This window comes from Pseudomonas sp. 21 (genome assembly GCF_000955805.1).
GTDB lineage: Bacteria > Pseudomonadota > Gammaproteobacteria > Pseudomonadales > Pseudomonadaceae > Pseudomonas.
In genome coordinates, this window is sequence record NZ_JYOA01000008.1 from 1 (window position 1) to 19,734 (window position 19,734).

Consider the following 19,734-nt stretch of genomic DNA (forward strand, 5'->3'; position numbering starts at 1 on the left):
TCGTTCTGAAAATGGAACGCTAGAAGCGATTTTTGCCGTCTGGTGGAGAAAAGGCGTCGAAATTAATCTCTCTTCCCATGCAGTGACGCACTGCAAACCCACTTCCCGGCTCAGCCGGCACCCACTGAAAGCAAATCGAGGATTTCACCATGACCAACGCCACCTACAACCGCCTGGACAAAGACAATGCCGCCGTCCTGCTGGTCGACCACCAGGCCGGCCTGCTCTCGCTGGTCCGCGACATCGATCCGGACAAGTTCAAGAACAACGTCCTCGCCCTGGGTGACCTGGCCAAGTTCTTCAACCTGCCGACCATCCTCACCACCAGCTTCGAAACCGGCCCCAACGGCCCGCTGGTCCCCGAGCTGAAAGCGCAGTTCCCGGACGCCCCGTACATCGCCCGCCCCGGCCAGATCAACGCCTGGGACAACGAGGACTTCGTCAAGGCGGTGAAGGCCACCGGCAAGAAGCAGCTGATCATCGCCGGCGTGGTGACCGAGGTCTGCGTGGCGTTCCCGGCGCTGTCGGCCCTGGCCGAAGGGTTCGATGTGTTCGTTGTGGCGGACGCCTCCGGCACCTTCAACGAGATGACCCGCGACGCCGCCTGGCGCCGGATGGAAGCGGCCGGTGCGCAACTGATGACCTGGTTCGGCGTGGCCTGTGAGCTGCACCGCGACTGGCGCAACGATATCGAAGGCCTGGCGGCGCTGTGCTCGAACCACATCCCGGATTACCGGAACCTGATGACCAGCTACAACGCGCTGACTGCGGGCAAGTAACTCTCCCGGCGTAACCAAAACCGGAGCCTCCTGCAGGCTCCGGTTTTGCTTTTTTGTAGGAGCGAGGGGCACGCCTAGTTCTTGCTCGCGAACCGCCGTGGCACGGTGCCTGTTCGTAGGAGCGGACTTTGTCCGCGATGTGTCTGCCTCGTGCCTTTGTTTCCTGCGCCGCTTCGGCGTGCGCGCGAACTTCCTGTTTCGCCCCCTCGGGCGAGTCACTTTGCCAGACGACGCAAAGTAACCAAAGGTCTTGCCCCGGACATCCGGTTTTTCGCTTGGGGCGAAAAATACCCTCGCTGAATCGAAGTTTCAGGGGCACGCCGCGAAGGGCCATCCCTGGCCCATCGCGGCTCTCGCGGCATCCATGCCGCTCAACCCCTGAAACTCCAATCCAACGAGGCCTCCTGAACGGGGCGATCCGGAGTGCGCGGGTGTTTCTCTGGAAGACTTCTCAAGCCAGAGCCAGAGCCAGAGCCAGAGCCAGAGCCAGGGCGCGGCGCATGGAGTTCCTGTAGGAGCGAGCTTGCTCGCGAACCTTTGAACCGAGGTCGCTGGCTGGCCAATCGCGGACGGAGTCCGCTCCTGCAAAAACATCAGGCTACGTGGGAGCGGACTCCGTCCGCGATCGCCATCCAACTGCAGAGGAGTAACGTCAGGCAACTCAGCGCGTAAAGTCCTCCGCACTGTGCCGCTCCGGCAACGCATCATCGCCCCAGGTACGGTTCACCCGCCGTCCGCGCTGCACTGCCGGGCGCGCGGCGATTTCGTCGGTCCAGCGGCGCACATGGGTGTAGCTTTCCACGTCGAGGAACTCGGCGGCCTCGTACACCTGGTTGTTCAGCAGCGCGCCGTACCAGGGCCAGATCGCCATGTCGGCGATGCTGTATTCGTCGCCGGCAATGTAGCGGTTCTCGGCCAACTGGCGGTCGAGTACGTCGAGCTGGCGCTTGACCTCCATGGCGTAGCGGTTGATCGGGTACTCGTACTTCTCCGGCGCGTAGGCGTAGAAGTGGCCGAAGCCGCCGCCGAGGAAGGGCGCACTGCCCATCTGCCAGAACAGCCAGTTCAGCGTCTCGGTGCGCTTGGCCAGGTCCCTGGGCAGGAAATGGCCGAATTTCTCCGCGAGGTAGACCAGGATCGAGCCGGATTCGAAGACGCGTTGTTCCGGCGTGACGCTGGTGTCCAGCAGGGCCGGGATCTTCGAGTTCGGGTTGATCCCGACGAAGCCGCTGCCGAACTGGTCGCCGTCGCCGATCCTGATCAGCCAGGCGTCGTACTCGGCGCCGGCCACGCCCAGCTCCAGCAGTTCCTCCAGCAGGATGGTGACTTTCACGCCGTTGGGCGTGGCCAGCGAATACAACTGCAGCGGGTGCTTGCCGCGTGGCAGCTGCTTGTCATGGGTCGGGCCGGCGATGGGCCGATTGATGCTGGCGAAGGCGCCGCCGTTGCTCTTGTCCCAGGTCCAGACGCGGGGTGGAGTGTAGGTATCGTTCGCCATCTCGAAATCTCGCTTCAGGGTTGACTGTGGGGATGCTAACCGCCCGCTCGCCAGCACGTCAGGCGCTTTTTTCTCGGCCACTGTTGCTGGGCGAACAGTGGCGGGGATCTCGGCGAGGTGGTTGTTAGCTTATGCATAAACGATATTAAAAATAAGTTGATGCATGATTTGAGATTATAAAAGAATCGCCGCTCAGTCCAATGGCGAAGCTCTGAAATGGCGCTCTCGCTCTTCCGCGCCGAATCGCGTCTCGTACAGAGAGCCCCATGTCCGCCCAGCTTGCTCCCGCCGCATTCATCCGCCTCGAAGGGGTCGGCAAGTCCTTTGCCGACAACCGCGTGTTGGCCGATCTGGAGCTGGATATTCGCCCCGGCGAGGTCCTCGCCCTGCTTGGCGCCAACGGCGCGGGCAAGTCGACGCTGGTGAAGATCATCGCCGGCTCCCACGGCCACGATGCCGGGCAGTTGCTGATCGATGGCGAGGCAGTCCGTTTCGCCTCGCCTCACGATGCCCGGCGCCACGGCATAGTCGCGGTGCACCAGCAGGTGGAACAGGGCGTGGTGCCCGGCCTGAGCGTCGCGGAAAACCTCCTGCTGGACGAGCTCTGCGGCGCCTCCGGCTCCCTGGTCTTCCGCCCGGGCGAAGCGCTCAGGCGCGCGGCCGAAATCGCCGCCGGCCTGCAGTTGAAGCTGCCACTGCAGGCACCCATCGAAAGCCTCGGCACCGCCGAGCGGCAACTGGTGATCCTCTCCCGCGCGCTGGCATTGAAAACGCGTCTGCTGATCCTCGACGAACCCACTGCATCGCTGTCGACCGTCGAAGCCGAGCGCCTGTTCCATCTCATCGACCACCTGCGCGAACGCGGCGTGGCGATCCTCTACATCTCCCATCGGCTGTCCGATCTACAGCGCGTGGCGGACCGTGCGTTGGTCCTGCGGGACGGCCGCCTGGTCGGGGAGTTCGCCGCACCGCTGGACCTCGCCGCCGCCGTGGAATCCATGCTCGGCGCCGCGTTGGGCGACGTGCAGTTGCAGCCGCCGGAGCGGGGCAGGACCGTGCTGTCCCTGCGCGACTGGCAGCTCGAAGCCCGGAACGCGGCATTCGAGCTGGACCTGCACGAAGGCGAGGTGGTCGCCCTGACCGGCCTGCTCGGCGCCGGCAAGAGCGAGATCGCCGAAGTGCTGTTCGGCCTGCGCCGCCACCACGCCGGATCGATCCGCCTCGATGGCCGCGACTGGCTGCCCCGGACGCCGCGCGAAGCGATTTCCGCGGGCGTTTACTTCGCCGCCGAAGACCGCGCGCGCAATTCGCGGGTGCCCGGTTTCTCGGTGCGCGCCAGCATGACCTTGCCATTCCTGCGCAGCTTCACCCGCTTCGGCTTCATCGACCGCAACGCCGAGCGCACCAAAGTCGCCGAGCAGGTCGCCGCACTCGGGATCAAGGGGCCCGGCATTGAGTTCCCGCTGGAGCTGCTTTCCGGCGGCAACCAGCAGAAGGTCATTCTCGCCCGCTGGCTGCTGGGGCAGGGCCGCGTGCTGATCCTCGACGAACCCTTCCAGGGCGTCGACGTGCGTGCCCGCCGCGACATCGGCCAACGTATCCGCGCCAGTGCCGCCGGCCGCGCCACGCTGGTGATCTGCAGCGACCCGGACGAGGCCCTGGAAATCGCTGACCGCATCCTCGTCGTGCGCGACGGCGCGGTGGTCGCCGAGCTACCCCGGCACGACCTGCAGCGCAGCGAAATCGTTGCCCATCTCACCCCATCCAACCCTTCACGCCAGGAAACTGCGCGTATCTAGAAAGGAGCCGTGCGTGTCCAGAACTGCCGTGGGCAGCCCAGCGACGTCGCTCGTCGCACGCTTGCTCGACTTCCTCATCCACTACGCGCTGCTCCTGCTGCTGGCCCTGCTGGTGCTGGTGTTCGCGCTGCTGGAGCCGGCCTTCCTGCGGGTCGGCAACCTGTTCCTGGTGTTGCAGTCGGTGTCCATCGTCGCGCTGCTCGCCCTGGGCGTGACCCTGAGCATGGCCGTGGGCGGGCTGGACCTGTCCATCGGCGCGGTCGCGGCGCTGAGCCTGATGAGCGCCAGCTACGTGATGGTGGTGCTGGACTGGGGCCCGCTCGCGGCGATCCTCGTCAGCCTCGGCCTTGGCACCCTGGTCGGGCTGCTCAATGGCTGGCTGATCGTGCGCATGCGCGTGCCGGACATCCTCGCCACGCTGGGCAGCATGTTCCTGGTGGTCGGCGTGCAGCTGATCCCCACCGGCGGCCGCTCCATCGCCGTCGGCATGACCCTGCCCAACGGCGACGAAGCGCCAGGCGCCTTCGCCAGCTGGTTCCTCGCCTTGGGTCGCGCGCAGCTGTGGGACCGCGTGCCGGTGCCCGTGGTGGTGATGCTCGGCTGCGCGCTGCTGGTCTGGCTGTTCCTCGAACGCACGCGGCCGGGTCGGCTGTTCTACGCCATCGGCGGCAACGAGCAGGCCGCGCGTCTCGCCGGCGCGGCGGTCGAGCGCTACAAGCTGCTCGCCTACGTGCTCTCGGCGCTGCTCGCTTCGCTGGGTGGATTGCTGCTGGCGGCGCGCCTGGGGCGGGGTGATGTCAGCTCCGGCAACGGACTGGTGCTCGATGCCCTCGGTGCCGCGCTGATCGGCTTCGCCGTGCTCGGCGCGCAGAAGCCCAATGCCTTCGGCACCCTGGTCGGCGCGGTGCTGGTGGCGACCCTGCTCAACGGCCTGACCATGCTCAACGCGCCTTACTACGCGCAGGATTTCGTCAAGGGCGCCGTGCTGGTCTCGGCCCTGATGTTCACCTTCGGTCTGGCCCGGCGCGGGCGCTGATCGTCACCTTATTTCGGAGATTCAACGGATGAAGTTCACCCCTGCCAAATCCCTGCGCGCACTGTTCGCCGCCGGGCTTTTATTGTCCGGCGCAGCTACTGCCGAAGCCGCTGGCCTGCCCGGCGCGCCGGCACCTTTCGACAAGGGCGGCGTGCAGATCGCGCTGGTCGGCTACCTGTTCTCCGGCGACTTTCCCGAGGCCTACCTGCGCGGCGTGGAGAAGCAGGCCGACGCGCTGGATGTGAAGTTGCGCGTGTTCGATGCCCGCCAGCAGGCGGCCACCCAGCGCGAGATGCTGGAGCAGGCCATCGACCTGGGCGTGGACGGCATCATCGTCCAGCTCGGCCTGGCGGAGACCCTCAAGGATTCCATCGACAAGGCGCTGGCCAAGGGCATCAAGGTGGTGACCTTCGACGTCGACGTGAACGACCCGCGCATTACCCGCGTCGAGCAGGATCACCGCGAGCTGGCACGCCTGGCGCTCAAGCAGGTACTGCAGGACAACGGCAACAAATTCGACGCTGGCTATGTGTACATCGACGGCTTTACGCCCATGGAGCGCCGCGACGAAATCTGGCGCCAGGTGAAGGCCGAGAACCCCGGTATCGTCGAGAAGGCGCGCTTCGGCACGCTCAACGCGCCCATCGCCAACTCGGTGGCCGACCAGGCCAGCGCGGTGTTGCGGGCCAACCCTGGCATCAGCGTGTTCTTCGCACCCTTCGACGAGTTCGCCAAGGGCGTGAAGATCGCCGTGGACGAAGCCGGGCTGGGCAAGCAGGTGAAGATCTACAGCGCCGACATCTCCACGGCCGACATCCAGATCATGAAGGAGGAGGGCAGCGCCTGGAGCGCCACCGCCGCGGTCAATCCCGAAGTGGCCGGTGCCATCAGCGTGCGCAGCCTGGCGCTGCGCATTGCCGGGGAGAATCCCGGCGAGCAGGTGCTGGTGCCGCCGACCCTGATCACCCGCCAGCAACTGCTCGACCTGGACGTGAAGAACGTCCGCGACCTGGCGCGCAAGGTGCCGGCCTTCGGCGAGGCGCAGAAGGTCGCGCAGGCGCCGTGGATCCCGCTGGCGAACTGAGGACTGGGCTATGCACGACAAGGCCCGGCGCCTGAAGAAGGCGCGCTCGCCCAAGGGCGACCCGCGTTACGGCGAGCGCCTGCCGCCGGGGCAGGTGCTGACCGAGCGCTTTCCGATCCTCCATGAGGGCGAGGTGCCGGAGTACGCGCGCGAGACCTGGCGCTTGCGCCTCTCCGGCGCGCTGTCGCACAGGCTGTCGCAAGAGCCGCCGCAGGCGCTGGAACTGAGCCTGGACGACCTGCTGGCCTTGCCGCAGCGCGAGCTGGTCTGCGACATCCATTGCGTCACGCGCTGGTCGAAGTTCGATACCGCGTGGCGTGGCGTGCACCTGGCCGACCTGCTCGCGCACTACGGTGTGGAACCGACTGGGCAATTTGTCATGGCCCATGCGGATCACGACTACGAGACCAACCTGCCGCTGCAGGACCTGTTGCGTCCGGACAGCCTGCTCGCCACGCACTACGCCGGCGAACCGCTGACCCCGGTGCACGGCTGGCCGCTGCGGCTGGTGATCGCCGGGCGCTATTTCTGGAAGAGTGCGAAGTGGCTGCGCGAGCTGCACTTCAGCGACAGCGATCGTCTCGGATTCTGGGAACGCAATGGCTTCCACAACGAGGCTGACCCGTTCCGTGAGGAGCGTTTTTCTGGCGCGGCGCTGGATATTCCCGAGGACGAATGGGAGCGCAAGGCCTTCGATTGAAAGGCCCGGCTGTTGCTGGGCAAACACCCGGGGCTGTTGCTGGGACAACACTGTAACTAGTTATAAACAAAGCATTTTTTATTCGTTTGAAAGCATTCTGCCACTAGCTAGGATGACGCCTTCCCCATCGGGTCAGGGATGACCCGCGATACCGAGAGCCGCGCCTTTTCGCTCATCACGAAAAGAGACCGGCCGTGACACCTGGAGCGTTTTCCCGAGCACTGTTTTCTCCACCTGAGCGGAGGACAGTCGCTCGCGGTTTCCGGACTTCCGACACCAGCCGCTCAAGTCAAAAGAACCCAAAAAGCGGAGTTCCGGACTCGCCGCCAACGGCGAGTGGCGCTCTTTAAGCGAGACAGGAGTATTTCGCGTGTTATCCCGTTCCCTTATTGCCGTTGCGGTGGCCTCGGTCATCGCCCAGGCCTCCGCGCATGCCGACGAAACTTCGTCGACCCCCGAGGCCACCACCAAGCTGGAGACCGTGCTGGTCACCGGCACCCGCGGAAACAACCGCACCCTGCTGGATTCCCCCGTACCGGTCGACGTCCTTACCGCGCAGGACCTGCAATCCACCGGCGCCGTCGGCGGCGAGCTGGGTCAGGCCCTGGCGACGCTGCTGCCGTCCTTCAACTTCCCGCGCCAGTCCAACTCCGGTGGCGCCGACCACGTGCGCGCCGCCCAGCTGCGGGGCATGAGCCCCGACCAGGTGCTGGTGCTGATCAACGGCAAGCGCCAGCACACCTCGGCGCTGGTCAACGACTCGTCGAAGATCGGCCGCGGCACCGCGCCGGTGGACTTCAACTCCATCCCCATCAGCGCCATCAAGCGCATCGAAGTGCTGCGCGACGGCGCCGGTGCGCAGTACGGCTCCGACGCCATCGCCGGGGTGATCAACATCATCCTCGACGATGCCCCCGAAGGCGGCGAGGTCACCACCAGCTACGGCGCCTACCACACCCACCAGGACGCCATCGGCAAGACCACCACCGACGGGCAGAACTCCTACACCGCGGCCAAGGCCGGCACGCGGCTGGGCGAAGACGGCTTCATCCGTGGCGGCGCCGAATTCATCAACCGCGAACCGACCAACCGCGCCGGCTACGACGGTTTCGCCGACACCCCCGGCCAGCGCAACTACGTGATGGGCGATGGCCTGGCGCGGGACGTCAACGCCTGGTTCAACGGCGACCTCGCGCTGGGTGGCGGCAAGCTCTATTCCTTCGGCCTGTACAACGAGCGCCACACCACCGGTGCGGAGTTCTATCGCTACCCGGACGAGCACCCGGAGATCTACCCCAACGGCTACCTGCCGCAGTCCCTGGGCGACAACCTCGACCTCTCCGGCACCCTCGGCTACAAGGGGCTGATCGCCGATACCTGGGACTACGACGCCAGCGTCACCCACGGCCGCAACCGCTTCGAATCCTCGACCCGGCGCACGCTCAACGCCTCGCTCGGCGAAGACACACCGACTCGCTTCGACACCGGCGACTACGAGCTGCGCCAGAGCGTCGCCAACCTTGACCTCAGCCGCGAGCTGAGCCTTGCCGGGCGGCCTTTCGTGCTCGCGCTCGGTGGTGAATACCGCTACGAAAACTACCTCACCACCGCCGGCGACGAGGCCTCGTACTACGGCGTTGGCGCAGACGGCGCCAACGGCCTGCGCCCCAGCGAAGAGTCGGATATCGACCGCAATGTCTTCGGCACCTACATCGATCTGTCGGGGGATCTCACCGACCAGTTCTTCGTCGATGCCGCTGCCCGCTGGGAGCGCTACGACGATGCCGGCAGCAAGCTCACCGGCAAGCTCAGCGGGCGCTATCAGCTGACTCCGGTACTGGCCCTGCGCGGCGCGGCGTCCACCAACTTCCGTGCGCCCTCGCTGGCCCAGGTCGGCTACCAGAGCACCACCAGCAACTTCGGCGACGGCGGCACGCTCACCGATATCCGCGTGCTCTCGGTGAACGACCCGATCGCCCGCGCGCTGGGCGCCGAGAAGCTCGACCCGGAGACCTCGAAGAACTTCAGCCTGGGCCTGACCGCGCAGCTCAATGAGCGTTTCGACCTGTCCTTCGACGTGTTCCGCATCGACGTCGACGACCGCATCACCCTGTCCCAGCGCATCGGCAGCGATGCCATGGAACAGTTCATCCAGGACAACTTCGGCGTGGCCGGCGTGCATGACGTGAACTTCTTCACCAACGCCGCCGACACCCGCACCGATGGCGCCGAGCTGGTGCTCAACTACCACCAGCCCTTCGTTGGCGGGCAACTGGGCGTGACCACCGCGTACACCTACAACCACACCAAGGTGCGCAGCACCAAGGCCACTCCGCAGCAGCTCTCCAACCTGGGTATCGGCGAGGACGCGCTGGTCGGCGTGGAGGAGCGCAACACCCTGACCGATGCCGCCCCCAAGGATCGCTTCATCCTCACCACCACCTGGAGCGACGCGCAGTGGAACCTGCTCGGTCGCCTGACCCGGCAGGGCGAAACCACCCGCGTGTTCGACTTCGGTGATGGCTACCACCCGGAGCAGACCTACGGCGCGGTGTGGCAGCTGGATGCCGAGGTGGCCTACAAGTTCACCCCGCAGTTCAGCCTGGCGGTGGGCGGCAACAACCTCACCGACAACTACCCGGAACGCTCCAGCTCCGAGATCAACTACGGCGGCAACCTGCCGTACGACGTGCTCTCGCCGATCGGCTCCAACGGCGCGTACTACTACGCCCGCGCGAGCTATTCGTTCTGATCCGCTCTTCTGAAAATCACGGGGGCCGCATTGCGGCCCCGACTCCTTTTGCGGAGCCGACTCATGGCTGACAACTTCGCCGCTGACAAGCCGGCCGGCCCGCGCCGGCACCTGGGCGCCGTCCACGCGCTGCTGCTGACGCTGGGCATGGTGATCACCAGCGACATCCTCAAGACCGCGCCCACCGTGGCGCTCAACGTCGGCCAGGAGCACTTCTACCTGGTGTGGATTCTCGGCGGCCTGCTGTCGATGGTCGGCGCGCTGTGCTACGTGGAAATGGCCTCGGCCTTCGCCCATCCCGGTGGCGACTACCACTTCCTCGAACGCGCCTACGGCCAGCGGGTGGGCTTCCTGTTCGCCTGGTCGCGCTTCGCCATCCTGCATACCGGGTGGATCGCGCTGATGGCCTTCCTCTTCGCCGATCACTTCAGCGCCTTGCTCGGCCTCGGCCAGTTGGGCAACGTGCTGCTGGCGGGCGGGTTGGTGGCCGCGCTGGTGGCGCTCAACCTCGTCGGCTGGCGGACCAGCTTCGGCACCCAGGCCGGGCTGGTGGTGCTGGTGGCGGCGGGCTTTCTCGGCATAGTCGGGGCCGGCCTGTGGCTGGAGTGGCGCGGGTTCGTCCCGCCCGTTGCACCGCCGGTGGAACCGGAGCAGGTCGGCGTGGCCGGGTTCTCCGCCGCGCTGATCTACGTGTTCCTCGCCTTCGGTGGCTGGAGCGACGCGGCCACGCTGTCAGCGGAGCTGCGTGACAACCGCCGGGGTATCTTCACGGCCATGCTTGGCGCACTGGCGGCCTTGCTGCTGATCTATCTGGCGCTGAACTGGGCGTTCATTCGCGGCCTGGGCTTCGACGGTCTCGCCGCCAGCGGAGCGCCGGCCCTGGAACTGCTCGGGCTGGCCTTTGGCGCGCCGGGTATCGGCCTGATCATGGCAGTGGTGGTGGTCTCCGCCGTCGCCAGCATCAACTCCACGCTGATCGTCGGCAGCCGCACGACTTACGCCGCGGCGAGCGATGTACCGGCGCTGCGTGTGCTCGGCCGCTGGGACGTGCGCCACGGCGTACCGCGCGCCGCACTGCTGGCCGAGGGTGTGGTGGCGCTGCTGCTGATCGCGGTCGGCGGCTGGAGCGGCCACGGCTTCAACACCATGGTGGAGTACATGACCCCGGTGTACTGGCTGTTCCTCAGCCTGAGCAGCGTGGCGCTGATCGTCCTGCGCCGCCGCCACCCGGAAGTGCCGCGGCCGATCCGCGTGCCGCTCTACCCCTGGCTGCCGCTGGGCTTCCTCGCCGTGTGCCTGTACATGCTGTATTCCAGCGTCGCCTTTGTCGGCTGGGGCGCCTTGCTCGGCGTCGGTGTGCTGGCGCTGGGCGCCGTGCTGCAACTGATCCTGCGCCCGCGAGCGGCGCAGGCGCAAAACTGGTCGGAGGAGGGGGCGTGATGCGCGCGAAGGCACTCTGGCGCAATGGCGCCGTGGCTGTGCTACTGGCGGCGTTGGTCGGCCTGTGGCTCAATGAGCCGTCTGCCAGCGCCAGTGGTGAAGCCAGCGGCCGGCGCATGCTGCGCACCGAGCTGTACCTGGAAGCGGTGGAACTGTCGCAGTGGGAAGACTTCCTCGCCCGCGAGGTGACGCCGCGTTTCCCCGATGGCCTGAGCTGGCTCGACTTGCACGGCCAGTGGCGCGGCCCCAGTGGCGGGCCGGAGAAGCTGCCGTCGCGGATGCTGATCCTCATCCACGCCGACAACCCCTACACCCGCCAGGCGCTGGCGCAGATCGGCGCGGACTTCAAGCAGCGCTTCGGCACCGCGGTGCTGCAGGTCAGCAGCCCGGTTCGAGCGCGCGACCCGGACTGGACGCCGCAGCGCCTGGACAACCCTCAGCTGTCGCGCTGAAGCCCGGCCTCGATCAGGTCGAGCATGTAGCGCGGCAGGGCGAACGCCGCCTGGTGTACCTCGGGGGTGTAGTAGCGGGTCACCAGGCCGCTTTTCGCGAAGCGCTGGCGCAGGGTTTCCAGGTCGGTGCGGCGGACCTTCTCGCTGTTCGACGCCCAGCCGAAGGCCATGCTGCCGCCGATGTAGGTCGGCACCGCGGCGTGGAAGAAACCCCAGTCGGCGAAGTTGTCCGCCAGCTGCCGCGCCGTGCCGCCCAGCTCTTCGGGCTGGAGGAAGGGCACGCCATTCTGTGTGGCAAGGATGCCGCTGGCGCCCAGGCGTTGCTGGCAGTTGCGGTAGAACGCAGCGGTGAACAGGCTGGCGGCCGGGCCGCCTGGATCGGTGGAGTCGCAAAGGATCAGGTCGAAGCTCTCGCGGCTCTGCGCCAGGTACTCCAGGCCATCGGCGTAGATCAGCCGCAGGCGCGGGTCGTCCAGCGCGCCGGCCGAGTGATTCGGCAGCAGCTCGCGGCACAGTTCGACCACCTGCGGGTCGATCTCCACCGCGACGATTTCCTCGATGCCGGCATGCCGCACGATTTCCCGCAGGATGCCGCCATCGCCCACCCCGATCACCAGCACGCGGCGCACCGCGCCATGGGCGAGGATCGGCACATGGGCGAGTATCTCGTGGTAGACGAACTCGTCCGCCTCGGTGGTCTGCACCACGCCATCCAGCGTCAGCACACGGCCGAAGCGCCGGTTGCGGAACACCTGCACCTCCTGCTGGCCGGTATTGCCCTGGTAGATCGGCTCATCGACGCTCAGCGCCTGCGCGTAACCCTCGTACAGCGTTTCGCGGAATTCACTCATCAGAAGGAAACCTGCGCTGGTTGCGACAGCCGCAGCACGGAGAGGTCGCCGGTGATGCGCTTCCACGCCAGGCGAATCGCCTCGATGTCCTGGCCACGCGCGGCGCTGTCCTCATGCAGGATCACGATCACCTTGGTGCTCAAGCGCTCCGGCGCCGGCGCGCCGTGGTCACGCCACTGACCGTAGGCATCGTAGGCGGTGAAGCCGTCCGGGAAGCGCGGCGTTACCTCCTGGTCGAGGAACTGCCGCCAGCGCTGCTCGCTGATCTTCTCCTTGCCGTTCTCCTGGCCCAGCGCGAAATACAGCTCGGTACGCAGCCACTGCGCCTGTGCCGGCCGCGTGGGATCGCCCTGGAGGGTGGAAGTGGAAGGATTGGTGGTATGGACGGAAGGAGCGGGCGGGGTGGCACAGCCGAACAGCGCCAGGGCGAGGCTGGCGGCGAGCAGGTGGCGGAGCATGGGACTTCCTTGCGATGGGATGACAGTTGGACCAGATCGCCACTATAGAAGCTCGTCTGTTATTTCCTTAAATATTAAAAAAGCATTCTCATATGCCGGAGCTTGAGACTCGTGAATTGTCATGGAAGCGCTCTAGGACGAGGATAGCCGCCCGAAGCGAAGTTTTTGCGAGTTGGTTAGATTCAATATTCACTACGGTTCTTTGCTAAGCGCTGGATGGGATATCCATGTTGCCGAAAGTCACTTCAAGGATTCGCTGGAATTCGTTTTAGAGTCGTAACTGAAACTATCACGAACAACACCGACATCATCGAAGCCGAATTGCGGGAAGACACGACAGAAACCGTCGTTCCCTCGCCATCTTGTCCCGCCGCCGCACCTTCCTAGAATCGGCCCCATTCGCAGCACTTCATTCCAATCGATTCAGGGAGCTCCACCATGATGAACGCCATGCAGATGCCGATGAACACCAACGCCATGATGCCGATGATGGGCATGCCGATGATGATGGCGACCATGGAATGCGAGATGCTCGACGACGGCATGCTGTGCCGCATGAAGCCGGCCATGGGCATGGAAATGGCCCTGTTCCGCAACAGCGCCGAGATGATGGCGATGATGATGAACTGCGGCATGCCGATGATGATGCACTGCGGCAACCTGATGATGATGGGCCTGTCCCAGCCGGCCATGGCGATGATGCCGATGATGGGCATGATGAACCCGATGATGCAGATGCCGATGATGGGTATGAACATGGGCATGCCCGCCATGAAGTGCATGATGGAGTGCTCCCTGCAGGGCGACATGATGCTGTGCAAGATGATGCCGATGCAGGGCATGAGCCTGGACATGCTGAAGAACTGCTGCCAGCTGATGAACAAGATGATGGACTGCGGCATGCCCATGATGATGAGCTGCAACGGCATGCCGATAATGTGCTGCACCTGCTGATTGCAGGGCGCTGAAATGAAAAGGCCCGGCGGGGGAACCCGCCGGGCCTTTTGTATTCTTGGGGGCTGAAAAAGGTGGACGCACTTTTGCCCTAGGCACGGCTGATGTCACAAAGAGTGGCAGAGAATAAATACGTAATCATTAAGCTGGTTTTTTTGTGCATTAGAAGTTTGGTCGATAATCAAAGCTGGAAGAGGCGGCTTCGTCTTTGAAAGCAAGGATCGGAGACTTCTTGTTAAGAAGGTCATTGATCAATGAGCTTGGGAACATTTGGATTGAATTGTTGAATAACTCAACTTTCCTGTTGAAAATGGCGATGGCGGCCGCTACGTTTTCCTGCTGCTCGCTTATTTCCCGTAATTGCCCCTTGAACAAGTCGCTTGATTTTAGGACGGGATAAGCCTCGATAGTCACTGTCAGAGCGCTTCGCAATTCTTTTGTGGCTGCTTGTACATCAACCAGCGAACTGCCGTCCGCGGCCTGAGGCAATCTAGCAACTGCACTGCGTAGCTGTGTAGTTTTCTCCAATAGATACTGTTCGTGCGCCTTGAAGGCAGAAACTGACTCGCCTATGGCATCAAGAATCTTTGTTTTCCCCCTTTCATAAGTCAATACATCGGCCCAGGCGCGCTGTGCGCCGTTGTGGGTGCCAACTATTCCATTGTAAAGACTGAAGGGTATAGCGACAGCAGCGACTAAGATAATGATAAGTAATTCCATGGCTACTCGTTCCTTGCTTATGGGGATCTTGGTGTGCTGGGTACTTCGAAATTATCATCATAATACTCTGCTAGCCTGTGAGTCATGCTGAGCAGTCGTTGAAGCTGTGGCAGTTCAATGCCTTCCTTGATCTTTGAGATAAATAGGTGCCTAGCTAGGATGGTAATGCCGATATCTTTGAATTGCAGGATGTCATTGTCCAGGCTGACACAAAGAGTGCCGCTTGAGGAGAATTCAAGATTCAAATTTTGGAACTCAGTTCCCATGAGGGTAATATGCTGCAGTGATGCTGGTTTTGCGAATTTAGAACACTCGATCTCAGAGTGTCCCGAAAGAGTGAACTTATCGTTGAAGTCTGGAGATGATGTCTCCCAGGTGATTGGATAAGTTGCTTCTCCCACTGGGTCAGAACGCACATAAATATTTTTTACCCAGGGAAAGTCAATGATAAGGCTATAACGGTATTTTTCCTGCGCCTTATCGTCACGAGTATCCAGTGCGCTCTTGTAGTATTTTAACTTGTAAAGCTTGTAGGTGAGTTCATGTATCTCCCCGTGATACTCCCCTGTCAGCGAGAGGAAGAGTTCACCTTGATTCCCTCGTCTGTAGTCTCTAAATTTTTCCCTCAAGTCAAGTAAATTGTTCGAAGAAGTACCGTCAAATGCCGCCAGGCTATTTGAAAAGTACGATGAAAGCTGTGCAATCTTGTGTGAGATGTCAGATGATTGGCTGCTTTGTTGCATGAGCATCGCAACGCCAATGAATGACGCCGTCAAGGCTAGCATGCTCACAAAAATTGCTTTGTCGGATGGATTTCCGTCTGAGCCTAAAAGAGCAATGGCTGCTACCAGTGCTCCGCAAATAATCAGGATAATCGGTACCGTTTTGTTGGGGTAAAGTGATACGGGATACTGGCAGGCTATATCCACGGCCTTTACCAGTTCTTCTTGGCTCCTGGCCGAATCTGCTGCTTCCTCTACTTGTCTGAGTACCCCGCTGATGCTGTCGCTTTCGCTATCGAACATGGCTGTTTCCTTTATGCACTCGCTAGTTCAGTAGCCCAGCTTGCCGGGGAAGAACGACAGCGGCGGATGGGTGGCCTTCCATTCGGCGCTGATCTTTTTGGCCTGTTCAATCTGTTCGGGGGTCAAGTGAGTGGCAATTTTCTTGAGAGTTTCCTGGGTGAATTCAAGTACATTGCCTCCGCCGTTGAGTTCCAGTATTAGCGACATCAAACCATAGCTTTTAACGTAGTCTGTTTCGAGGCCCCATCTATTGTTGGGGTCGGAAAGCGAGTAGGCGTAATCACCAAACATGGACTCATAGCCAGTCTCAGCACCTTTTTTCAGCCAAATTTGAGAGCTCTTCAAGTCACCTTCTTTCTGGAATGCTCCAGCATGCGCGAACATAGCCATGGGATATCCTCCTTCAGCAGATTGTTTGAATAACTCCTTTATACGCGCCGAGCGATTCCATGGAAATAGAAAGAATCCTTCCCCTTCTTTATACTGAGTAGCCAAGTACCACTGAGCGATTGGGTAACCGCCAGCAACTGATTTTTCCAGCCACGTATCATCATTGGTCAGAAAGTGAAGCACGTACATTGCCTCGACATCGCCTTTTTCAGCCAATGCTTTAGCTGTCTCTCGGCCTTGTAGTAGCCAATCTCCCGCCGATTTTTGGCCTTTAGGGCAATTGCCCATAGCTGCGCATAAATCGCTGCCCTTGCCTGAGAGCCGGTACATGGCATAGTAGTCCCCTTGATCGGCAGCGGCGGTGTACCACTTTTCCGCCTCGGCGGTCATATAGCGCTTATTTAAACGTATTGCCTCTCCTAAGTAGTATTGAGCTTCGTGATCTCCGGCCTCTGCTGCAACTTTAAGAAAGGGCTCGGCTGAAATTGCCTTGTACTGATTGTATAGAGTGATTCCTCGAAGTTTGGCGGCTTGTTGTTCTGGCGTAAGCTGGCCAGCCAGTGCCAATGTATAAGTCATCACCAGTGCGAGGAGTGTAATGAATTTATTAAATATCACTCTCTAGATCCTCGGTCCAGTGTAGACACTATTTCCACCTGGCAAATAAGTCACGCCATAGTAATTTGTAATTCTGCAATGGCTATCTCGGAGTGCGCCGAGTAACTTCACGCATTCTGCGTATCGAATTCGCATGGAGTTATTTGTAGGTGTCTTTGCTTCATCAATATCTGGTGCTTTCCTCATGAAATCATCCATTTTAAATCGATTATCGCAGTAAACTTGCCCTTGGGGTTCGTAACTGCCAAATCGATTCATTCGCGAGCAGGCCTGGTCGAATTGCTTTTGTGCATCGATAACACCATTTGGCGTGCTTCCGACATTATCAATAATCCATTTCAGTATTCGTTCGATGGCTTGCTGCTGGAGTAGGTGGGACTGTTCCTGGGTAAAGGTCTCTTTACGTCCTTGTGTTCCTTGATGAGTACTGATCTGTTCTGTGACGTCAAAGCTCTTGGGTGTCGAGATCAGCGTCATCAGTAAAGGGCCCAGTCCTTCCGGAATGCACTCCACCACCCAACGCCGGAGCTCATCCTGGTTCTCATAATTAAGAATCGCGTGCGCAATCGGCCCGCCCTTGCCGCCCGAGGTAATGGCTTCGTACAGCGACATCACCGCATCGGCGATCCTCAGTCCTGTATCAAGCTGTTTGTTGGCGTGGTTGAGCAGGTAGAGCATGCCGACATCGATGCCCAGGGCGCCGGCGAGGTTGAGCCGGGCGAGCAGTTGCATGGCGTCATCGGTGATCCATTCCATGCGTTTCTGCTGGTTGTTGTGTAGTTCGCGACGCACTAGGTTGAGCAGGTCGGTGATGGCTTCATAGCCCACGGCGAAGGAGAGGCTGCCCTGTATGCCGGGGCCGGCGATCACCGCGGCCTTGAGGCGGAGGATGAGGCAGCCCTTGCTGACGGAAAGGCCGATGTCGCCTTTGAGGCCAATGCCAATGGCCGCACCCAGCCCGCCTTCCAGCCGGGCCACGCTGAGCCACTCGCTGTCGGGGGTGGCCTGACCGGGCATGGCTGGGATTTGCTTGAGTGAGACCAGGGTTTTGGGCGGTGCCCAGTTGAGGGCTCCGGTGGCGAGGATGCCAGCCTGTACGCCGGCGAAGAGGTTGAAGCCGGCTTTGGCGCCATCTTCGATCTTGACCTTGCTGCCGAGCCCGGTGGTCTTGGGTTCGTTGCTGGCGGTGGCGGCGATGCTGGCTGTGCCGGGCTTGCGAGTGGCTGGTTGGATGGGGTCCAGGCTGGCGCCATAGCCGGCGTTGCCGACGCCGATTTTCAAGGCACCGGAGAGCAGCGCAGAGGCGCCGGCAAATCCCCAGGCGCGCATGGAAAGATGCAGTGAAAATTTGCCAATGTTCATGGCGCGTGGAGTAGGGTCGCCGCTGAGCCGATAGGGAATCGGTAGTTCCTGCGCCTGGCTGCGTTCGGGCAGGTCGAACTTGAAGATCTCCACCTCGCCGCGTGCGAGGTTGATGTCCAGGCTCAGTTCGCCGCTGAGTGAAAACAGGGCTTTCTTGACCACCGCGCCGGTTTGCAGGTCTTTTTGCGGGGGGGTGAGTAAGCGGACCAGTGCTGCCGACGGGCTATTGTCGAACAACCTCAGACCTTGTTGCGCGTCTTTCTTGAAGAGCATTTGCCGCAGTTGCTTGCTCCAGTCTTCGCGGGCCTTGGCGGTGCTGAGGGTTTTAACCTGGTAGTGCTGGGCTTGCAGGTAGCGGTGGAAGGCATCGCCATCGAACCAGCCTTCCTTGTCGAACCAGTCGCCCTGGGCGGGGATCCGTAGGGCGCCGTTCTCGATCAGCCAATCGTGAAAGTCGCCGGTGGCGTGGTCCTTGGCGGCCTTGCCGTTGCTGTTGCCTGGGAGTTTTTTCAACCCTTTGAGCATGTCGAGACTGATGTGGTGCATGGGCGTTTCTAGGCTGAAGGGCCAACTGACTTCGCGCAGCGGGAAGCCGGTCTTGACCAGGCGGTCCAGCGGTTTGGGCACGAAGCTTTCGGGGTTCCAGAGCAGGTGGCGACGCACCTTGTCGCGGGCGACCTGGTCGATGGCCGCTTGGTGGAGCTCGTCCATCCGGACTTGTAACTGGTCCCACTGCTCGCGCTCCTGGTCGAGCAGGCCGGCGGGAGGGGCAACGTTCTGGGCACTGGCGGCGACCCAGCGTTGGTACTTGCTGCGCAACTCTGACTCAACTTTGCGCTGCGCATCCAGTGTCGCGATGTACTGATGGAAGCGGGCAATACCGCTGGCGACCTTCCCTTGGGTATCGATGAGGGCGAACTCCGGTACGGCCAAGCCATAGTTGGCGACCTGGGAGATCAAGCCGATGTAGTTGAACAGGCTCTTGCGCCCATCCATCCAGAGCAGCACGCCGATGAGTTCTCCGCGGCACTCCCGGTATTCGCCGATGCATTGAGTGGCTTCTTCGTAACGGGTCTTGAATTCGCACAATACTTCGCCCATTTGCTTCAGGGCTTTGGCCAGCGAGCCGTATTGGCTAATCAACTTTGCTCGCGCTTCGTTGTAGGCCTGCACGGCCTTGCGCGCGGCCTCGGCTTCGGCGGTGAAGAACAGCCCGTCGCGGTAGGTGTAGCCCTGACTCTGGGCCTTGAAGATGGCCAGTTTACGTAGCTGGTCCCACTCCTCGAGTTCCGCACGGCGCTGGGTGTAGAGGGAGGAAGCCTGATTACGTGGATCGGTGAATAGCGCGGCGTACTCAGATTTGAAAGTTTCCAACAGTCGGGGCTCTTTTTCCTCGAACCGCTCCATCCGGGCCTTCTGCTCACCGACGAGAAACTGGCTCAAGCGCGGGTCAAGGAAGTATTCCAGCAAACCACTGTCGTCCAGCCCCTTCTGGCGCTCCTCCAGGGGTTTTTCCGTGCTGATGAGGGCACTGAGCTCACGGGATTTCTGGCGAATTGCATTGGCCGCCGCTGCGGGTAGCAACCAGAAAGCCGATTTGTCATCGTTGGTGCTGGATGTCGGGTCTTCGCTGGGTGCGTAGACAATGTCGTCGAAGACCGGCGAGCAGAGCACGCGAGGGGTGCCGAATTGCTCGCCTGATGCAGGCTGGCAGGCGCTGCCGGATTTTGGGGGAAGTTGCAGGACTGTAACTGGGCTGCTGGTGGGTTGGTTTTCGGATGGCGCGGGAGATTGGGTGCTCATGTATGCCGGAGTC

Annotated in this window: 16 protein-coding genes; 9 read left to right on the forward strand and 7 right to left on the reverse strand. The window is 62.0% G+C overall.

The features are described from left to right. The first annotated feature begins 149 nt into the window (after nt 1-149). Entirely contained in the window at nt 150-779 is a 630-nt protein-coding gene (gene ycaC, locus UB43_RS19440; RefSeq protein ID WP_045214256.1) for an isochorismate family cysteine hydrolase YcaC, read from the forward strand. A gap of 661 nt (nt 780-1,440) precedes the next feature. Here ycaC and yghU read toward each other — a convergent pair. Continuing rightward, nucleotides 1,441-2,277 (reverse strand): glutathione-dependent disulfide-bond oxidoreductase, encoded by an 837-nt coding sequence (gene yghU, locus UB43_RS19445; RefSeq protein ID WP_045214258.1) that lies wholly within the window; start codon nt 2,275-2,277, stop codon nt 1,441-1,443. Between the two features lie 266 nt (nt 2,278-2,543). Here yghU and UB43_RS19450 point away from each other — a divergent pair, with 266 nt between their 5' ends. The 7 genes from UB43_RS19450 (at nt 2,544) to UB43_RS19480 (ending at nt 11,540) form a co-directional block, all read left to right on the forward strand. Further along, complete coding sequence (locus tag UB43_RS19450) at nt 2,544-4,076, forward strand: sugar ABC transporter ATP-binding protein (RefSeq protein ID WP_045214261.1); 1,533 nt, start codon at nt 2,544-2,546, stop codon at nt 4,074-4,076. A 13-nt stretch (nt 4,077-4,089) separates the two neighbouring features. Further along, nucleotides 4,090-5,112: an ABC transporter permease gene (locus UB43_RS19455; protein ID WP_045214264.1), complete on the forward strand. Its 1,023-nt coding sequence runs from the start codon at nt 4,090-4,092 to the stop codon at nt 5,110-5,112. Nucleotides 5,113-5,140: 28 nt separating this feature from the next. Continuing rightward, a complete protein-coding gene (locus UB43_RS19460; RefSeq protein WP_045214266.1) occupies nt 5,141-6,196 on the forward strand; it encodes a substrate-binding domain-containing protein in 1,056 nt (351 codons plus the stop codon). A 10-nt stretch (nt 6,197-6,206) separates the two neighbouring features. Beyond that, nucleotides 6,207-6,896, forward strand: a complete 690-nt coding sequence (locus tag UB43_RS19465) for a sulfite oxidase-like oxidoreductase (protein ID WP_045214268.1) — start codon at nt 6,207-6,209, stop codon at nt 6,894-6,896. 370 nt (nt 6,897-7,266) lie between these two features. Continuing rightward, nucleotides 7,267-9,648, forward strand: a complete 2,382-nt coding sequence (locus UB43_RS19470) for a TonB-dependent siderophore receptor (RefSeq protein WP_045214271.1) — start codon at nt 7,267-7,269, stop codon at nt 9,646-9,648. 63 nt (nt 9,649-9,711) lie between these two features. Continuing rightward, nucleotides 9,712-11,088 carry an APC family permease gene (locus UB43_RS19475; RefSeq protein WP_045214273.1) on the forward strand — a complete coding sequence of 459 codons (1,377 nt, stop codon included), beginning with the start codon at nt 9,712-9,714 and terminating at the stop codon, nt 11,086-11,088. Next, nucleotides 11,088-11,540, forward strand: a complete 453-nt coding sequence (locus tag UB43_RS19480; RefSeq protein WP_045214276.1) for a DUF3574 domain-containing protein — start codon at nt 11,088-11,090, stop codon at nt 11,538-11,540. Before UB43_RS19475 ends, UB43_RS19480 begins: the two co-directional genes overlap by 1 nt. Here the strand turns inward: UB43_RS19480 and speE are convergent. After that, nucleotides 11,525-12,391: a polyamine aminopropyltransferase gene (gene speE / locus UB43_RS19485; RefSeq protein WP_045214277.1), complete on the reverse strand. Its 867-nt coding sequence runs from the start codon at nt 12,389-12,391 to the stop codon at nt 11,525-11,527. The genes UB43_RS19480 and speE overlap by 16 nt on opposite strands. After that, nucleotides 12,391-12,849, reverse strand: coding sequence for a DUF3574 domain-containing protein (locus tag UB43_RS19490; protein WP_045214279.1), 459 nt, complete (start codon nt 12,847-12,849; stop codon nt 12,391-12,393). Before UB43_RS19490 ends, speE begins: the two co-directional genes overlap by 1 nt. 438 nt (nt 12,850-13,287) lie before the next feature. On the opposite strand from UB43_RS19490, the gene UB43_RS19495 reads away from it, so the two are divergent. Further along, nucleotides 13,288-13,803 carry a hypothetical protein gene (locus UB43_RS19495; protein WP_045214282.1) on the forward strand — a complete coding sequence of 172 codons (516 nt, stop codon included), beginning with the start codon at nt 13,288-13,290 and terminating at the stop codon, nt 13,801-13,803. Nucleotides 13,804-13,965: 162 nt separating this feature from the next. Here UB43_RS19495 and UB43_RS19500 read toward each other — a convergent pair whose 3' ends face one another. From UB43_RS19500 to UB43_RS19510, 4 genes are read right to left on the reverse strand one after another with little or no spacing between them, the layout of a single operon-like run. Continuing rightward, nucleotides 13,966-14,523 carry a LemA family protein gene (locus UB43_RS19500; protein WP_045214284.1) on the reverse strand — a complete coding sequence of 186 codons (558 nt, stop codon included), beginning with the start codon at nt 14,521-14,523 and terminating at the stop codon, nt 13,966-13,968. Nucleotides 14,524-14,540: 17 nt separating this feature from the next. After that, entirely contained in the window at nt 14,541-15,548 is a 1,008-nt protein-coding gene (locus UB43_RS29605) for a hypothetical protein (protein ID WP_156160453.1), read from the reverse strand. Between the two features lie 27 nt (nt 15,549-15,575). Further along, a complete protein-coding gene (locus UB43_RS19505) occupies nt 15,576-16,556 on the reverse strand; it encodes a tetratricopeptide repeat protein (protein ID WP_052969573.1) in 981 nt (326 codons plus the stop codon). A gap of 3 nt (nt 16,557-16,559) precedes the next feature. After that, complete coding sequence (locus tag UB43_RS19510) at nt 16,560-19,721, reverse strand: hypothetical protein (RefSeq protein ID WP_156160454.1); 3,162 nt, start codon at nt 19,719-19,721, stop codon at nt 16,560-16,562. Nucleotides 19,722-19,734: the final 13 nt, after the last annotated feature.

Coding starts and splice junctions, on each gene's coding strand:
- yghU (WP_045214258.1), bottom strand. CDS start 2,277: ATGGCGAACGATACCTACACTCCACCCCGCGTCTGGACCTGGGACAAG.
- UB43_RS29605 (WP_156160453.1), bottom strand. CDS start 15,548: ATGTTCGATAGCGAAAGCGACAGCATCAGCGGGGTACTCAGACAAGTA.
- UB43_RS19450 (WP_045214261.1), top strand. CDS start 2,544: ATGTCCGCCCAGCTTGCTCCCGCCGCATTCATCCGCCTCGAAGGGGTC.
- UB43_RS19500 (WP_045214284.1), bottom strand. CDS start 14,523: ATGGAATTACTTATCATTATCTTAGTCGCTGCTGTCGCTATACCCTTC.
- speE (WP_045214277.1), bottom strand. CDS start 12,391: ATGAGTGAATTCCGCGAAACGCTGTACGAGGGTTACGCGCAGGCGCTG.
- UB43_RS19480 (WP_045214276.1), top strand. CDS start 11,088: ATGCGCGCGAAGGCACTCTGGCGCAATGGCGCCGTGGCTGTGCTACTG.
- UB43_RS19490 (WP_045214279.1), bottom strand. CDS start 12,849: ATGCTCCGCCACCTGCTCGCCGCCAGCCTCGCCCTGGCGCTGTTCGGC.
- UB43_RS19475 (WP_045214273.1), top strand. CDS start 9,712: ATGGCTGACAACTTCGCCGCTGACAAGCCGGCCGGCCCGCGCCGGCAC.
- UB43_RS19495 (WP_045214282.1), top strand. CDS start 13,288: ATGATGAACGCCATGCAGATGCCGATGAACACCAACGCCATGATGCCG.
- ycaC (WP_045214256.1), top strand. CDS start 150: ATGACCAACGCCACCTACAACCGCCTGGACAAAGACAATGCCGCCGTC.
- UB43_RS19510 (WP_156160454.1), bottom strand. CDS start 19,721: ATGAGCACCCAATCTCCCGCGCCATCCGAAAACCAACCCACCAGCAGC.
- UB43_RS19465 (WP_045214268.1), top strand. CDS start 6,207: ATGCACGACAAGGCCCGGCGCCTGAAGAAGGCGCGCTCGCCCAAGGGC.
- UB43_RS19460 (WP_045214266.1), top strand. CDS start 5,141: ATGAAGTTCACCCCTGCCAAATCCCTGCGCGCACTGTTCGCCGCCGGG.